General features: G+C 71.7%; 10 protein-coding genes. 7 read left to right on the top strand and 3 right to left on the bottom strand.

Features of this window, described 5'->3' with window-relative positions; genetic code table 11:
* Window positions 1-236 precede the first annotated feature (236 nt).
* The 6 genes from M4486_RS10365 to M4486_RS10340 all read left to right on the top strand — a co-directional run bounded on the left by M4486_RS10365 (window position 237) and on the right by M4486_RS10340 (window position 9508).
* Complete coding sequence (locus tag M4486_RS10365; RefSeq protein ID WP_249477004.1) at window positions 237-1178, top strand: carbohydrate ABC transporter permease; 942 nt, start codon at window positions 237-239, stop codon at window positions 1176-1178.
* Window positions 1175-2083, top strand: coding sequence for a carbohydrate ABC transporter permease (locus M4486_RS10360; RefSeq protein ID WP_249477002.1), 909 nt, complete (start codon window positions 1175-1177; stop codon window positions 2081-2083). Before M4486_RS10365 ends, M4486_RS10360 begins: the two co-directional genes overlap by 4 nt.
* A gap of 172 nt (window positions 2084-2255) precedes the next feature.
* Window positions 2256-3620 carry an ABC transporter substrate-binding protein gene (locus M4486_RS10355; protein WP_249477000.1) on the top strand — a complete coding sequence of 455 codons (1365 nt, stop codon included), beginning with the start codon at window positions 2256-2258 and terminating at the stop codon, window positions 3618-3620.
* Window positions 3621-4053: 433 nt separating this feature from the next.
* On the top strand, window positions 4054-4986 hold the full coding sequence (locus M4486_RS10350; RefSeq protein WP_249476999.1) for a hypothetical protein: 933 nt from the start codon (window positions 4054-4056) through the stop codon (window positions 4984-4986).
* A gap of 73 nt (window positions 4987-5059) precedes the next feature.
* Complete coding sequence (locus tag M4486_RS10345; RefSeq protein WP_249476998.1) at window positions 5060-8446, top strand: ATP-binding protein; 3387 nt, start codon at window positions 5060-5062, stop codon at window positions 8444-8446.
* A 360-nt stretch (window positions 8447-8806) separates the two neighbouring features.
* Complete coding sequence (locus tag M4486_RS10340; protein ID WP_249476997.1) at window positions 8807-9508, top strand: hypothetical protein; 702 nt, start codon at window positions 8807-8809, stop codon at window positions 9506-9508.
* Here the strand turns inward: M4486_RS10340 and M4486_RS10335 are convergent.
* Entirely contained in the window at window positions 9495-11192 is a 1698-nt protein-coding gene (locus M4486_RS10335; protein WP_249476996.1) for a phosphotransferase, read from the bottom strand. The two genes, M4486_RS10340 and M4486_RS10335, sit on opposite strands and share 14 nt — an antisense overlap.
* A 297-nt stretch (window positions 11193-11489) precedes the next feature.
* Here M4486_RS10335 and M4486_RS10330 point away from each other — a divergent pair, with 297 nt between their 5' ends.
* Complete coding sequence (locus M4486_RS10330) at window positions 11490-13529, top strand: Ig-like domain-containing protein (protein WP_249476994.1); 2040 nt, start codon at window positions 11490-11492, stop codon at window positions 13527-13529.
* Window positions 13530-13614: 85 nt separating this feature from the next.
* Here M4486_RS10330 and M4486_RS10325 read toward each other — a convergent pair whose 3' ends face one another.
* Window positions 13615-14268 (bottom strand): LytR C-terminal domain-containing protein, encoded by a 654-nt coding sequence (locus tag M4486_RS10325; protein ID WP_249476992.1) that lies wholly within the window; start codon window positions 14266-14268, stop codon window positions 13615-13617.
* Between the two features lie 21 nt (window positions 14269-14289).
* Window positions 14290-15699: a beta-N-acetylhexosaminidase gene (locus M4486_RS10320; protein ID WP_249476990.1), complete on the bottom strand. Its 1410-nt coding sequence runs from the start codon at window positions 15697-15699 to the stop codon at window positions 14290-14292.
* Window positions 15700-15851 lie beyond the last annotated feature (152 nt).

Genomic DNA, 15851 nt, shown 5'->3' with positions numbered 1-15851 from the left:
GGCACCGGACCTCGGACGAGCGCCGCGCGTCGCTCGCGGCGGCGCAGGCACGGTGACGTGAGGCGACGCCGGGTTCCGACATATGCCGCACGCCCTCTGCTACGGTGACCTGGATCACCGTGTTCACCTCCCGTTCACCTGTGCTCGGGCCATTCCCTGACCTTCCCCACCCGCGGCCGCGCTCCTGAGGGCGACCGCCCGCCCACCGCCTCGATGACGAGGAGAGGAGGGGTCGCATGACCACGACGTCGACCGACGCATCCACCGTCCCCGACGCATCCGAGATTCCGCGCCGCAGACCCTCACGACGGGGTCAGTACAGCTCCTGGCTCTACCTGGTGCCGGCGCTCGCCGTCTTCGCGGTCTTCATGTTCTATCCGCTCGCGCGCTCGTTCGTGCTGTCCTTCCAGGGCAACGACATCCTGGGCCGACCTGCTGGCTTCGTCGGCGCCGAGCACTACCTCAAGCTGCTGCAGGACTCCGAGTTCCATGCGGTCCTGCTGCGCACGATCGCCTTCGTGGTGCTCACCGTGGTCCCGGTGATCGCGATCTCGCTGATGCTCTCGCTGCTGCTGCACCAGAGGATCCGCGGCATCCGCTTCTTCCGCACCGCCTTCGCCTCACCGTTCGCGTTCTCCGTGGCGACCGCCTCGGTGATCTTCGCGGTCATGTTCAACCAGGCCACGGGCGTGCTGAACGGCATCCTGGGGACGTTCGGCATCGGCCGCGTCGGCTGGATCACCGACCCCCACATCGCGCTGATCTCGATCGCGCTCACCACCGTGTGGATGCAGATGGGCTACAACCTGCTGGTGCTCTCGGCGGGCCTGGGTTCCGTGCCCGACGACATCATCGAGGCGGCCCGCCTGGACGGCGCCGGAGGGCTGCGCATGCAGCGCTCGATCATCATCCCGCTGCTCACCCCGCAGATCTTCTTCCTGCTCGTCACCGGCACCATCAACTCCCTGCAGAGCTTCGGCCAGATCCACATCCTCACCCGCGGCGGGCCGCAGGGGTCGACCACCACCCTCGTCTACTCGATCTACGAACAGGCCTTCGCCTACGGCAACTCGAACTTCGGATACGCCTCCGCCCAGGCGATCGTGCTGCTGCTCGTCGTCGTCGTGATCACCGCCCTGCAGTTCGGGCTCGTCGAGAGGAAGGTGTTCTACCAGTGAACGAGCACTCCTCGACCACGACGTCGTCCGCGGCGCGCCCGGTGCCGACCACGCCGGCGGGCCCTGCGCGCCGCCGGCGCCCCTCCGGGGGCCTCGCCTCGAAGGTCGGCACCTACGTCGTGCTGCTGATCTTCCTGGTCCTCATCGGGTTCCCCGTGTACTTCGGCTTCGCCGGGTCGCTCATGGGACCCGGCGACATCAACGCCTACCCGGCCGCGCTGTGGCCGAGGAGCGGTGCGGTCCTGCGGAACTTCGCGGACGCCCTCGACGCGATCCCGCTGCTGCGGCAGTGGGGCAACTCCGTGGCGATGGCGGGCATCATCACCGTCGGCCAGATGATCACGAGCGTGCTGGCGAGCTTCGCCCTCGTGTTCCTGCCGATGCGCTGGCGCAATTTCTGGTTCTTCCTGCTGCTCAGCACGATGATGGTGCCGGTCGAGGCGATCATCATCCCGAACTACCTCTTCATCTCCGACGCGGGCCTCATCAACACCCTGCCCGCGCTGACGCTCCCGTTCCTCGCGCACGGCTTCGGGATCTTCCTCCTGCGCCAGGCGTTCATGTCCTTCCCCTCGGAGCTGTTCGACGCCGCCCGCATCGACGGCTGCTCGAACCCGCGCTTCCTCCTCCGGATCCTCGTCCCGCTGTCGCGGCCCACGCTGATGGCGCTCGGATTCTGGTCCTTCCTGATGGCCTGGAACATGTACTTCTGGCCCCTGCTGGTCACGCAGACCCCGCAGATGCAGACCATCCAGATCGGCATCACCCAGCTCAAGTCGGCCGACAACTTCAACGCCGGCCTCGTGCTCGCCGGCACCGTGCTCGCGGTGGTCCCGACCCTGCTGCTGCTCATCTTCGGCCAGCGGTTCATCGTCCGCGGCCTCACCGGGGGAGCGATCAAATGAGCCGCGCGGACGGGGAGGACAACGCCCATCCCCGCACCTGCGCACACCTACACACCTGCGCACATCCCCGCACCTGCTCGCGCTCCCTCGAGCATCCCGCACCCCCACAGAACCGATCCCGCACCTCACGGAAACGAAAGGCGGCCCGACGATGATCCGACGGCGCACAGTCATGGCTTCGATGGCGGGGATGGCGGCCGCGGCGCCGCTCGTCGCCGGCTGCTCGGGAGGCGGAGGAGGGTCCGAGGCGAAGGCCCCGGACTCCGGCGCTCTCGACAAGGCCGACGGCGAGACCACCGTCGCCTTCTGGCACTCGATGGACGGCACCAACGGCGACACCCTCGAGAAGCTCGTCAAGGCGTTCAACGAGAAGAACTCCGGGAAGATCACGATCAAGCCCGTCTACCAGGGCGAGTACGACGACGGCATCACCAAGTACAAGGCCGCCGTGCAGTCCGGCAGCACCCCTGCCCTGGTGCAGATCTACGACCTCGGCCTGCAGTTCATGATCGACTCGGGGACCGTGGTGCCCATGCAGTCGTTCATCGACCGCGACTCCTACGACGTCTCCGACATCCAGCCCAACATCGCCGGGTACTACACGGTCGCCGACAAGCTCTGGTCGATGCCGTTCAACACCTCGATGCCCGTCCTCTACTACAACAAGAAACTCTTCGAGAAGGCGGGCCTCGATCCGGACAAGGCGCCCGAGACCCTCGATGAGGTCGCCGAGGCCGCGAAGGCCCTGTCGAAGAAGAACGACGGCCCCGCGGAGTTCGGCTTCAACGGCGCGATCTACGGCTGGTTCGTCGAGCAGATCATCGCGACGGCCGGAGAGCTCTACTGCACGCCCGACAACGGCCGCGGCAAGGAGCGCGCGAGCGCCTTCGCCTTCGACAACGACGCCGCCGTCCAGTTCCTCACCTGGTGGAAGAAGCTCGTCGACGACGGCATCGCCGGCAACACGGGGCGCGCCCCGGCCGATGCGCAGGACGCCTTCAAATCCGGCACGATCGGCATCACCCTCGAATCGACCGGCGCGCTGGGAGGCATGAAGGAAGCGGCCGACGAGCAGGACTTCGAGCTGGGCGTCGGCTTCTATCCGCGCATCGAGAAGAGCGAGTACGGCCCGGTCATCGGCGGCGCCTCGCTCTACGTGGTGGGGGAGAAGCACTCCGATGCGGAGAAGGAGGCCGCCTGGAAGTTCGTGCAGTTCTGCAACGAGCCCGCGAACCAGGCCACCTGGCACACGGGCACCGGCTACTTCCCCGTCTCGAAGAAGGCACTCGACGAGCCCGAGGACACGAAGTGGCGCAAGGACTTCCCGCAGTTCGACGTCGCCATCCAGCAGCTCGACGAGACCGAGCTCAGCACCCCCACCCAGGGCGGCACCGCGGGCATCATGCCCCAGGCCCGCAAGGCCGTGGAGGAGGCCTGGGAGGGCATCCTCCAGGGCGACGACCCGAAGGAAGGGCTGACCAAGGCCGTCAAGGGCCTGCAGTCCGCCCTCGACCAGTACAACGACTCAGCAGGCTGACCGACCCGGCGGGGCGACCGGCCGGTCACGGTGACCGGCCCGCCAGGGCGACCGCCCCGCCAGGGCGACCGAACCGCCCACCCGTACCCCCTCGCGCCTCCGCCCTCGGCACTGTCGCCCGCGAGAGGTGAGTTGTTGTCGTCAAAAGGCCCGTTTGACGACAACAACTCACCTCTCACCGACCGGTAGCCACGACAACTCACCTTTCGCTGGTGGATCGCGACGCCACAGCTCCCTGGGCCCGGCGATGTCGACGACTCACCCTTCGCCGACGCGCGACTCATCTGCTCGTCGACGCGCGACGCACCTCTCGCCGACGCGCCCGCATCGGGTGGGTGCTGCGGGGGCGCTCGACCGGACGGGATCCGTCCTGTGACCTGGGCATTGTGGATGATCTCCGGCGCCCGGGATCGAGTCGGGGACGCTGGTGCCCATGTCGAAGCCGCGTGCGCCGCTGCCTGCGCATCTGCCGCCGGTGTTCACCGCTCGACAGGCGAGGGCCGCCGGGGTCGGCGCGGCCCGCCTGCGCTCCTCGGACATCCGAACGCTGGCACGCGGGCTCTACGCGAGGGCGGGGACCGGGGCGAGCGCCGCGCAGATCGTGCGCGCGCTGAGTTTCGACAACCCGTCGGCCTTCGCCTGGGGACCGACTGCCGCGGAGCTGCTCGGGATGCCCATCCCGCGCGGGCTCACGGCTGCGCGCAGTCGCACCGTCCATGTGGGCAGTCCCCGCAAGCACGAGGACTCGGCCCTGATCCGGTGGCACAAGTGCTCGGGTGCGGAAGCGGACGACGCGGTCCTCGTGGCTGGGGTTCGGACCACGGGGAGGGTCAGCACGTGGTGCGATCTCGCCCCGCTGCTGCGGGTCGACGATCTCGTGTCGATCGCCGATCATCTCGCGCGTCGGCCCCGCCCCCGTCTCGAGGGACGCACCGAGCCGTACGCGTCTCTCGACGATCTCGCCGCAGCGGTCGAGGCGCGCCGAGGGCGACGGGGCGCCCGCGCGCTGCGGGCCGCGCTCGACCGAGCTCGCGTGGGCAGCGACTCCCCGGCGGAGACGAGGCTCCGTCTTGCCCTCGAGGACGCCGGTCTTCCCGAACCTCGGCTCAACGTGCGCGTGTATGACGGGGGAGTGGACCTCGGGGAGCCGGACCTCTCCTGGCCGCGCTACCGCGTGTGCCTCGAGCACGAAGGGCCGCGCCACCTCACGCGTGCTCAGCAGGAGCGGGACATCGAGCGCACGGAGCGCCGCGTGAGCGCAGGCTGGATCGAGGTGCGCACCGTCGCGTCGGATCTTCACGACGGGTGCTCGCGCGCGGTGGTCAGGGTGGACGACGCGCTGCGCCGCCATGGCTGGACCCGCTGACCCGCCACCGCCCCGACCCCTCCGCTTCTCCACCCCCGCCCCCGACCCCCGCCCGCCCCGGTACCCTTCTGGGGTGGAATCCGACGCAACGACCCTCGACCTGCCCGGCCTCGCCGAGGACACCGGCGACCGCGCCGACGCCGCGCAGACGGACCCCGAGCACCCGCATCCCGGGCAGTGGCGCCTCGTGCACGTGCAGGTCTCGAACTGGGGGACCTTCCACGGCACCCATGACCTGGAGATCTCCCCGCGCGGCTACTTCCTGACCGGCGGCCCCGGCACCGGCAAGTCCACGCTGCTGGACGCGATCAGCGCCCTGCTCACCCCGCCGCGCACCCTGCACTTCAACGCCGCCGCGTCCGACGCGGGCCCGGCGCGCTCGAAGTACCGCCGCACCGTCGCGAGCTACGTGCGCGGCGCCTGGGCGATGCACTACGACGCCTCCACCGGCGAGTTCAACCAGGAGGTGCTGCGCGAGAAGACCACCCTCACGGTCCTCTCGCTGCGCTTCGCCGACGGGCAGGGCGGCGTCGTGCAGCTCTCCCGCCTGCTGCTCCTGCAGGCCGGGCACACCTCGGACTCCGACGTGAAGAGCCTGTACGTGATCTCCCGGAAGGCGCTCGACGCGACGGACCTGCGCCAGTTCGTCTCCAGCCAGATCGAGGGCCGCGCCCTCGAGGCGGCCCATCCCGGCACCGAGACGTTCCGGCAGTTCCGCGAGTACCGGGCGAAGTTCTGCCAGCTGCTGGGCATCCCCGACGAGAAGGCCCTGGGTCTCCTCCACAAGATCCAGAGCGCCAAGGAGCTGGGCGACGTCAACGCCCTGCTGCGCGACTACATGCTCGACGAGCCTCGCACCTTCGAGCTCGCGGATCAGGCGCTCACGAACTTCCACAACCTCTCCGAGGTCTACGACGCCCTGGTCACCGCCCGTGAGCAGCGCGATCTGCTGCGCGGCCTGCGCGACGCCCACACCTCGTGGAAGGAGATGCGCGAGCGCGGCGGGGAGCTCGTGGACCGCCGCAGCGACATCGACGTCTACGCCGCCCAGCACCTGGTGCGCCTCCTCCAGGACGAGCAGGAGCGGCTGCAGCTCGAGCGCGACCGCGTCGGCGCGCAGCAGCGCCGCCTCACCCAGGACCTCGCGGACTCCCGCGCCGACCTCGCCCAGCTCAAGGAGCAGCGCCGTCGCGCCGGAGGCGGCGAGATCGACGACTGGAAGCAGCAGATCGCGGGCCTGGACGTGGAGCGCGAGCGCCGCAAGGAGCGCGCCGCCGAGTTCGCCGCGCAGCTCGCGACCGTCGAGCTGCGCACCCCCGTCAGCGAGGACCTGTTCCTGGCGACCCAGCGCGAGGTCGGCGATCTCCGTCGGACCCTCGAGACCGAGGAGAAGAACGCCGACGAGAACCGCTGGCAGTCCGAGGCGAAGGTCCGCGAGCTCCAGCAGGAGCTCCAGCAGACCGTCGCCGAGCTGAACTCGCTGACCTCCCGCGCCTCGAACCTGCACTCCGAGGACGTCGCCGTGCGCGACATGATCGCCCGCGAGGTCGGCGTCGCCCCCACCGATCTGCCCTTCGCGGCCGAGCTCCTGCAGGTCAAGGACGGCGAGCAGGAGTGGACGGCCGCCGCCGAGCAGGCGCTGCGCGGCCTCGCCCGCTCGATCCTCGTGCCCGAGCGCGTCTACCGCGAGGTCGCCGGGGTCATCGACCGCACGCGCCTGCGCCGCCGCATCTCCTACAACCGCGTGAACACGGACCTCACCCGGCCCTCGCGACGCATCGACCCGACGACGCTGGCCGCGAAGCTCGACGTCAAGGACGGCGAGTTCCACACCTGGCTCTCCGGGGAGATCGCCGCCCGCATGGACTACGTGTGCGCGGAGGACCTCGAGGAGTTCACGCGGCTGAACCGCGCCGTGCTGCGCTCGGGCCAGATCAAGCACTCCGCGTCCCGGCACGAGAAGAACACCGACCGCGCGATCAACGACCGCTCCCAGTGGGTGCTGGGCTTCGACAACCGCGGCAAGCGCGCGGTCTTCGAGGACGAGCGCACCCGCGCCGAGCAGGCCCTCTTCGAGGCCCAGGCCCGACGCAAGGACGTCGAGGCCGAGGCCGAGCGCCGACGCGAGCGGCTGTTCGCGCTGCAGGCGCTCGCCGCCGTCGAGTGGGACGACATCGACGCCGCGTCCGTCGCCCGCCGCATCGCGAACCTGCGGGACATGGTCCGCGCCGCCGAGTCCGGCTCCGAGGCCCTCGCGGACCTCGCCCGGCAGATCGACGACGTCGAGCAGTCCATCACCGACGCCGACGAGGAGCTGCTGGACGTCGCCCGCGGCGCCGGCAAGCTCGGCGAGCAGGCCGAGCGCGCCGCCGAGCGCCTCGCGAAGGCGAAGGAGCGGCTGAGCGAGCGGAGCCTGAGCCCCGAGGTCGAGGAGGAGCTCTCCGAGCGCTTCCACGCGATCGCCCCCACGATCGTCCTCTCGACGATCGACCAGGTCACCAAGGACGCCTCGGCGACGCTGGACGCCGAGCTCGTGGACCTCACCAAGCGCACCTCGCGCGCCGAGGAGGATATGCGCACCGCGATGCGCGAGTTCTCCCGGCGCTGGCCCGCCGAGGCCGGCGACACCGACGTCTCCCTGGACGCCGCCGGCGACCATCTCGCGATCCTCCAGCGCATCGAGGAGGAGAAGCTCCCCGAGGTCGAGGACCGCTTCTTCGAGTTCTTCACCGGCAACACCCTCGGCGACGTCCAGGCCCTGGCCACCGCGATCGCCCGCGAGCCCGCCGAGATCAAGAAGCGCCTCCAGCGCATCAACGCCCTGCTCTCCCAGGTGGAGTTCCACTCCGGGCGCTACCTGCAGCTGTCCATGCGGCCCGTGCATCTCGCCGCCCTCGACGAGTTCAAGAAGGCCCTCGAGGACGCCGTCGCCGGCACCATCGAGAACGACATCACGCGCGACCGCGACCGGGCCGAGGAGCGCTTCGTCTCGCTGCGCCACCTCATGGAGCTCATCTCCAACGCCCGCACCAAGGACGACCAGGTCTCCCGGGCGATCCTGGACGTGCGCCGCCACGTGCACTTCCACGCCGAGGAGGTCGACGCCGAGGGGAAGGTCGTGCACGCCCACGAGTCGGGCGGCCCGCTCTCGGGCGGCCAGAACGAGCGTCTGACCACCTTCTGCCTCGCGGCCGCGCTGCGCTACCAGCTGGCCGGCACCGGGATCGACGTCCCCCGCTACGCGCCGATCATCATCGACGAGGCCTTCTCCAAGGGCGCCGGCAAGTTCATCACCGCGGCGATGGAGTCCTTCCGCCACTTCGGCTTCCAGGTCATCCTCGCCAACCCCGGCAAGAACCCCCAGGCCCTCGCCCCGTTCATCGGCGGCGTGGGCGTGGTCGCGATCCGCGAGGACCGCTACTCCCAGGTCAGCCCGATCGAGTTCGTCCCCGTCGACTGAACCCACCGGACCGCCGGATGGGCGGCCCGCCGGGCGCCCGGCCGGTCTGCACCGCTACGTGCGGGGCCGGCCGGTCTGCCCGGCTCCAGCCCGGCCTGTCTGCCCTGCTGCGCGACCGGCCTGGGCCGGTGGTCGGATTCCGTGCCCGATCCGGCCCCGTCCGGCACGGATCCTGACCACAGGGGCACCCCCGACGCCATCATGTCGTGCACGGTCCGGAGAGGTCTCGCACGGCCTGTCGATGGGGACTTCTCCCCATCGTGACGAGGAGTGTCGCACGGATACGGTGGGCCGAGCCGCAGCACACCAGGGCATCAGGCCCCCGGGCATCAGGGCAGGACGCAGCGTGGAGGTGAGCCGATGACGGGCAGGCCACTCGCGCACGAGCGCGTCCCGACCGGCCCCGCCGAGGCCCGCCGCCGCGTGCACGAGATCCTCACCGTCGTGGTCGACGCCCTGCGCGCGCACGGTGCGCCGCACAGCAGCGCCCTGCACGGCGGCCCACACGACGATGGCGCACCGCGCAGCCGAGCACCCCACAGCAGCGCATCCCACGGCAGCGCACCCCACGCCAGCGGACAGGGCCTCGAGCTCATCGAGCACCGGCCCCGTCGCGACCGGGCCTCCGGCACCCGGTACCGGGGCGTGCGCACCATCCAGCACGTGAGCGCCCTGATCGGATCGACCGCGGAGCCGCCCGCTTCGCCCAGTCCCGTGTCGCTGCTGCGCGTCGCCGATCGTGCGCTGCGCGGCCTCGGGCTCGCCGTGAGCGAGGACGGCGAGGTCAGCGGCGTGCGCACCCGCGTGTGGGACGACCCGGAGGGGGACCGCGCCGAGGTCGTCATCGGTGCGCGCCTGCTCCTGCGCGTGATCAGCGCGCCGTTCCTGCCCGGCGTCGAGCAGGGCGACGTGTCGACCACGCCGTCGGCCGTGCGGCGCGTGCTGCGGCCGGCGCCGAGCCTGCACGCCGTGCCCGCCGCCCTGCCGATCCCCTCCGTCGCGCCTGCCGGGATGCCGGTGGGCGCGGCGACGCCCGAGTCCTCGGTGCTCAGCGAGAACTGAGCCGGGCCAGCGCGCCGAGGGGGATCGGCAGCCAGCTCGGACGGTTCCGCGCCTCGTACAGCACCTCGTAGACGGCCTTGTCGGCCTCGAAGGCGCGCAGCAGCGCGAGGAACGACGCGTCCTCGTGGGCGATCCCCATGGCGTCGAGGTAGCCGTCGAGGAAGGCGCGCGAGGACTCCGCGACCCACGCCGACGCGTCCACGCCGTGCTCGTGCAGCACGGCTCCGCCCGCGTAGTCGAGGCTGCGCAGCATGCCCGCTACGTCCCGCACCGGGCAGTCGGGGAGCGCGCGCTCGGCGAGCGGGCGCAGCGGCTCGCCCTCGAAGTCCAGCAGCACCCAGCCGCGCGAGGGGTCGGCGAGCACCTGGCCCAGGTGCAGGTCGCCGTGGATGCGCTGGAGGGGCGGCCAGGCGGCGTCGGCCGCGGCGTCGATGAGCCCGCGCAGCGCGGCCCGATGGGGGAGGACCTGCGGGACCTGGGCGGCGACCTCGTCGAGACGGGCGCGCATCTGGTCGAGCACGCGCGCGCGGTCCGCGGGGGCCGCCGGTGCGCTCGGCAGCTCGGAGGCGAGCAGACGGTGCACCTCGGCGACCGCGGCGCCGAGGTCGCGCGCGCCCGCACGGAAGTCGACGCCGCCCGAGGCCTGCTGCAGCGCCACCCGCCAAGCGTCCTCGACGTCCGGCAGGAAGCCCTGGGCGAGCAGCGCGTCGGCGCTCTCGTCGGCGCCCTCCTCGGCGGTCGCACCGCCCCTCGCCCCCACGCGCAGCCGCACGGATCCGATCATCGGGGCGATCCGCGTGCAGCCGGCGCGGTCGAGAGCGCCCTGCAGGACCACGTCGGGGTTCTCTCCCGGTGCGAGCACGCGGAAGAGCTTGAGGATCACGGGGTCGGCGTCCTCCAGCGTGAAGATCATCGAGGAGTTCGACTGCTCGCCGCTGAGCAGTCGCGTCGCGACGACGCGAGCGCCGGTGCGTCCCGGGACGGGCGCGGGGTCCAGCGCGAGTCCGGGGCCGACGAGCGGGCCGATGGGCGGGCCGACGAGCGGGCCATCGCCCGGGGCGCCGTGCGTGCCGCCGCGCAGACTGTCGGCTCGCCGATCCGCCGCGAGCACGTGCAGCAGGGCGCGCCTCCCGAGGTCGGTGCGGCAGGCGTCCTCGATCCGCAGGGGACCGGTGCCCGCGCCCGGCGCGGAGGAGGCGGCGCCGGTCGGATCCGTCGGGACGTCGCTGTCCGCGGGTCGTTCGAGGACGGTGATCAGCCCGTCGGGATCCTCGCCGTCGGACCCGGCGCCGGGCGCGGACCCGGCTCGCACCACGAGCGGCACCTGGTAGTCCGTCGCCGCACCGTCGGCCACGGCCCGCACCACGACGTCGAGCACCTGCGCCCCGCCGTCCCGAGCAGCCTCCGGGCCCGTTCCGCTGTCCCGAGCATCCTCCCTGGCCGCCCCGTCGGTCCCTGACGTCGAGGCGATCACCGCGGCGCCGCGCACGGTGAGCCGCGGCGCGCCCGCTCCTTTGGCCGGGTACCAGCGCTGCCGCACCATCCACTGCGCGAGCGAGGGGAGCGCGTCCACGAGCGCCGCCGCGAGCGCCGCCGCGCGGGTGTCGTGCGACAACGCCGCGTGCCCGTCACCGAGCGTGGGGCCGTCGGGCCGAGGATCGTCGGTCGAGCGAGGCTCATCCATGGGCCCACTGTAGGACCCGGCCGCGCTCCGCCTCCGCCGGTTCGTGAGGACGGCGGGCCGATGTGCTGCACGGGTCCGCGCGCGCTTCCGACCCGCGGTCCGCGCACCCTCGGCTGATACCGTGACCGGGTGCCAGGCAGGGATGCGACCACTCCGCTCGCGCGCGCGACACCCGCGCCTGCGCGCAGACCCCTCGCGCGCCGCCCGGACGCCAGCTCGCGGAACCCGCGGTCCAGGTCTCCGCGCCCGGCCCCCGCACGGTCCCTCCTCGTCCTCGCGCTGACCCTCGCGCTCGGCGTGCTGACCTCGCTCACCGCGCCCGCGGCCCTCGCGCTCGGCGAGAAGGGCCCCTTCGACCTGCCGCTCTCGCGCGACACCATCACCGTCGCGCCGGGCGTCGTCAACCGTATCCCGCTGACCAGCCTCCTCGACGACGACGCCGAATCGGAGCTGAACCTGGACTCGGTTCGCCTCGCGGTCCCGTCGGACGCCTCGGACGCGCAGCTGTCCGAGATGACGCTCGCCTCCGACGGGACCTCGCTCGCCGTCGAGGGGGAGGGGACGTGGACGATCCAGGGCGAGGAGCTCGTCTTCACCCCGGCCTCCGAGTCCGAGACGGATCCGGCCCCCATCGCGCTCACCATCGAGGCGACCAACGGGATCCGTTCCCTGCCCTCCGACCTGCCCGTCGAGCCGAGCCCCGTCGCCGATGCGGGCATCGCCGCGCCCGCCGGCGGGGAGATCCGCGTGTCCCTCAAGGGGGATCTGCGCCCCTCGGGCACCGAGCGCGTGCGCCTGCTGCTGGACACGATGCCCGCCGGCAGCACCCTCTCGGGCGACGGCCGTCGTCTGATCGCCGTCGGCGAGGGCGAATGGCAGGTCTCCGAGGACGCCACCGAGCTCACCTTCACGCCGTCCTCGAGCCATCTGGGCCGCTCGCCCGAGCCCATGCGCTACGTCGCCGAATCGGCCGACGGCACCGTGCTGACCACCGGCATCATCAGTCTCACCACGCCCGTGCTTCCCGACCTCGTGCGCGCCGCACCCTTCGGCGATCCCATCGATTTCGATGTCGCCGACGGCCAGGAGGACGTCGAGTCCTCGACGCTGCGCCTGGTGCCGCTCACCCACGCGGACGCCGGCTCGACGGGCGCGAGCGACGGCGGCTCGGACGGCACCGGATCGACCGACGCCGGGTCCGAGCACGGCGCGACCGGGACCGACGGGGACGCCGCGACCGGGACCGACGGGGACCCCACGACCAGCGGCTCCGCCGACGACGGGGTGAAGGTCAACAGCGCCGGCACCCGCGCCGTGGTGGCGGGCCAGGGCACCTGGACGCTGGACCGGAAGAAGCAGTCCGTGCGCTTCACCCCAGCGGAGGACTCGGTGAAGGCGGCCGACCCGATCGGGCTGACCGGTGAGGACTCCGAGGGCAACACCGCGGGCGTCGCGACCCTCGCCCCCGGCTACCCGGCGATGCTCGACCAGACGCAGGTGGGCACCGCCGGAACGTCCATCACCTTCGCGCCCATGGACGACGCCCGCTTCGTGCGCGCCGACTCCCTGCGCTTCGCGAAGGACGGCCTTCCCAGCGGGGCGAAGGTCTCCTCCAACGGCCGCGAGCTCACCATCCCCGGGCAGGGCAGCTGGGCGATCGACGTCGACGCGCGCGCGGTCACCTTCGATCCGGACGACGACGCCGAGAACGGCCTGCGCAGCACCGTGCAGCTCGTCGGCAGCGGCTCGTACGCCGACTCCACGAGCTCGAGCGCGACGCTCACGGCGCTGGTCACCGACAGCGGGGCCGTGCTGCGCGACGACGAGCTGCGCACCGCGCCCGGGAAGGCCGTGCAGGTGGACCTGCTCGCGAACGACACCGCCGGCGCCCCCTCGGACCCCCTGTCGCCCGCCACGGTGCGGATCAGCTCCCTGGAGGCCTCCAACCTCGACGACCTCGAGCGCTACTCGGGCACGCACCTGGTGGTCCCGGGGGAGGGAGAGTACCAGGTGGGCAGCGACGGCGTGCTGCGGTTCACGCCCGCTCGCGGCTTCCGCGGGCGCACCACGTCGATCAGCTACACCGTGCAGGACGCCGAGGGCGTCCAGTACCGGGCGAACGTCTCCGTGCAGGTGGACCCGCAGCTCGCGAGCGCCTCGGATCCGCGCGGCGATTCCAGCGCCGGGATCAACACGATGCTCTCGGGCCTCATGCCCAGCGCGACCTCGACCTCGGCCGTGTTCCTCACGATCGTCGTTCTGATGGGCTTCGCCGGCGTGATCTCGCTGTTCATCGGCGCCCGCATGGAGTCCGACCGCCGCACCTGGAAGGACTGAGCAGGCCCCGGCCCTGCGCGCTCGGGCCGTCGGCCCGCCGACCGCTCGGCCCACAGTCCGCTCGGCCCACAGTCCGCTCGGACGGTCAGCCCTCCGCGCCCTCGGTCGACGAGTCCTTCGCGTCCTCGGAGCACCCCTGGGGCATCTTCACGGCCTTCGTGAGGGCCTTGGCGGCGTCGTCCTCGTCGACCAGGTCCTTGAAGCCGCCGCCCACGAGCACGTCGACCGTCGAGTCCTCGCGGTCGTCGAGCTTCAGCGTGGGCTTGGAGAACTCCGCGGCCACGGCGGTGGCCTCGAGATACCCCGCGGGCCCGTAGACGATCGTCACGGCGCCCGAGGCGGCCTTCGTGTTGCCGGCCTTCCCCGTGGAGAAGCCGCGATCGGCGAGGGACTCGGTGACCGATGCCGCGAGCCCCCTGCGCGAGGTCCCGTTCTGCACGCTCACCTCGACCTTCTTCGGCTTCGCGGGCTTCGCACCGGGGTCCGGGCACTGCACGCCGCCCTTCCCCGTGGCCACGTCGGCCCCGGCATCGGAGGGCCCGGCGGCCACCACGTCGTCGTCGGCGGTGAGCTGGGTGAAGGCGAAGGTGAGCGCGCAGATCATGCCGATCATCGCGAGCGAGAAGACCACCAGCTGGGTGATCCGGACGCGGCGCTGACGGCGCCGGCGCTGGTCGCGCCGACGCACGTCGTCGTTCGAGCGACCGTAGGGGTGCGCGTCGCGGTGCGAGGAGCTCATGGCCGTGCCATCCGCTCTCGGTCAGTCCAGAGGACGGTAGGAGACGCCGAGGGCGTCGAGACGGGGGAGATGACCGCGCAGCCGCTCCACGAACTCGCCGTAGGACTGCTCGGGCGAGCCCCAGGCGCGCTCGGCCAGCGCGCACACGCGCGGGAAGGCCATGTAGCCCAGGTGCTCGGGGGTGGCGATGTACTCGGTCCACAGCTGGCCCTGGATGCCCTGGACGAGAGCCGCCTTCTCGTCGTCGAGCTTCTTGGGCAGCAGGCGGTCTGTGTACACGTCCTTGAGGGTCATGCCCTCGCCGATCGCGAGAGGCTCCTTCTTCAGGGGGCCCTGGGCGTAGTCGAAGTAGAGGTCCTTCACGGTGGAGACGACGGTGCGGAAGCCGCGCTCGAGGGACTCCTCGAGGCCGTCCTCCGTGCGCCAGTTCATGACCACCACGTCGTCGGGCACATGGGACTCGAGGACCTCGTCCCAAGCGACCACGGTCTTGCCCTTCTCGGCGAGCACCTGGGTGGCGAAGTCCGTGAAGCGCCCCTGGATCTCGGAGACGCGGGTGAGGCCCCACTCGTTCATGCGCGTGCGGGCATCGGCCGACTGCTCCCACTCGACGCGCGGGCACTCGTCGCCGCCGATGTGGAAGAAGGGCGCGGGGAAGATGTCGGCGACCTGCGTGAGCACGTCGCGCACGAAGTCGAAGACCTCGTCGGAGACGCCGAGCACGTGGCCGGAGATCCCCCAGACCTCGCGCACCTGCACGGGGCTGGCTGGGAAGTTGCCGAGCTCGGGATAGGCCGCGATCGCCGCCTGCATGTGGCCGGGCAGGTCGACCTCAGGCACGATCATCACGCCGCGGTTCTGCGCGTAGCCCACGAGCTCGCGCAGCTCGTCCTGCGTGTAGAACCCCTCGACGGGGGTGTCGTCGAAGGTCCAGGACTCGGGGTCGCCGCTCATGTGGCCCTCGAGGGAGCGCGGACGCTTCGAGCCGACCTCCGTGAGCCGCGGGTAGCCCTTGATCTCCACGCGCCAGCCCTGGTCGTCCGTGAGGTGCAGGTGCAGCACGTTCAGGCGGTGCAGCGCCATCGCGTCGATGAACAGGTGCAGGGTGTCGATGTCGAAGAAGTGGCGCGAGACGTCCAGGTGCAGGCCGCGCCATGCGTACTTCGGGCTGTCGCTGATCGTCACGCAGGGGATCGAGGTCTCGCCGGTGAGCACGATCTGGTTGAAGGTGTTGCGGCCGTCGGCCAGGGCGGCCTCGCTGCCGGCGGTGAGGTTCGCGCCCGACGGCGTGATCGACAGCGTGTACTCCGCGCGCGGGAGATCCTCCGAGATGCCGACCGACAGGCCGGCCCACGGGTCGGTCGTCTCCCATGTCCCCGAGGACCAGATGACGGAGCGGGGGAGCGGGACCAAGCTGATCGGGTCGGACATGCGAGGGATCCTCCTTGACCGGGATGTGGTGCAGGTCAAGTCTGTCACAGACTCCGTCGCAGATCGGACGTGTCGGGCCGACGCGCCGGGCCGTCGAGCGGCGCCCACGGGGAGGCGGACGTCTCCCTCCCGGCCCCGGACGCAGAGGAGCC

Source organism: Brachybacterium kimchii (genome assembly GCF_023373525.1).
GTDB classification, from domain to species: domain Bacteria; phylum Actinomycetota; class Actinomycetes; order Actinomycetales; family Dermabacteraceae; genus Brachybacterium; species Brachybacterium kimchii.
Note: the sequence above shows the minus strand (reverse complement) of the source record. Positions and strands in the feature narration are given on the sequence as shown.

What these genes read in the sequence shown, in the direction of transcription:
- M4486_RS10325 (WP_249476992.1), bottom strand. Translation starts at nt 14,268, where the DNA reads ATGAGCTCCTCGCACCGCGACGCGCACCCCTACGGTCGCTCGAACGAC.
- M4486_RS10320 (WP_249476990.1), bottom strand. Translation starts at nt 15,699, where the DNA reads ATGTCCGACCCGATCAGCTTGGTCCCGCTCCCCCGCTCCGTCATCTGG.
- M4486_RS10365 (WP_249477004.1), top strand. Translation starts at nt 237, where the DNA reads ATGACCACGACGTCGACCGACGCATCCACCGTCCCCGACGCATCCGAG.
- M4486_RS10350 (WP_249476999.1), top strand. Translation starts at nt 4,054, where the DNA reads ATGTCGAAGCCGCGTGCGCCGCTGCCTGCGCATCTGCCGCCGGTGTTC.
- M4486_RS10335 (WP_249476996.1), bottom strand. Translation starts at nt 11,192, where the DNA reads ATGGATGAGCCTCGCTCGACCGACGATCCTCGGCCCGACGGCCCCACG.
- M4486_RS10355 (WP_249477000.1), top strand. Translation starts at nt 2,256, where the DNA reads ATGGCTTCGATGGCGGGGATGGCGGCCGCGGCGCCGCTCGTCGCCGGC.
- M4486_RS10340 (WP_249476997.1), top strand. Translation starts at nt 8,807, where the DNA reads ATGACGGGCAGGCCACTCGCGCACGAGCGCGTCCCGACCGGCCCCGCC.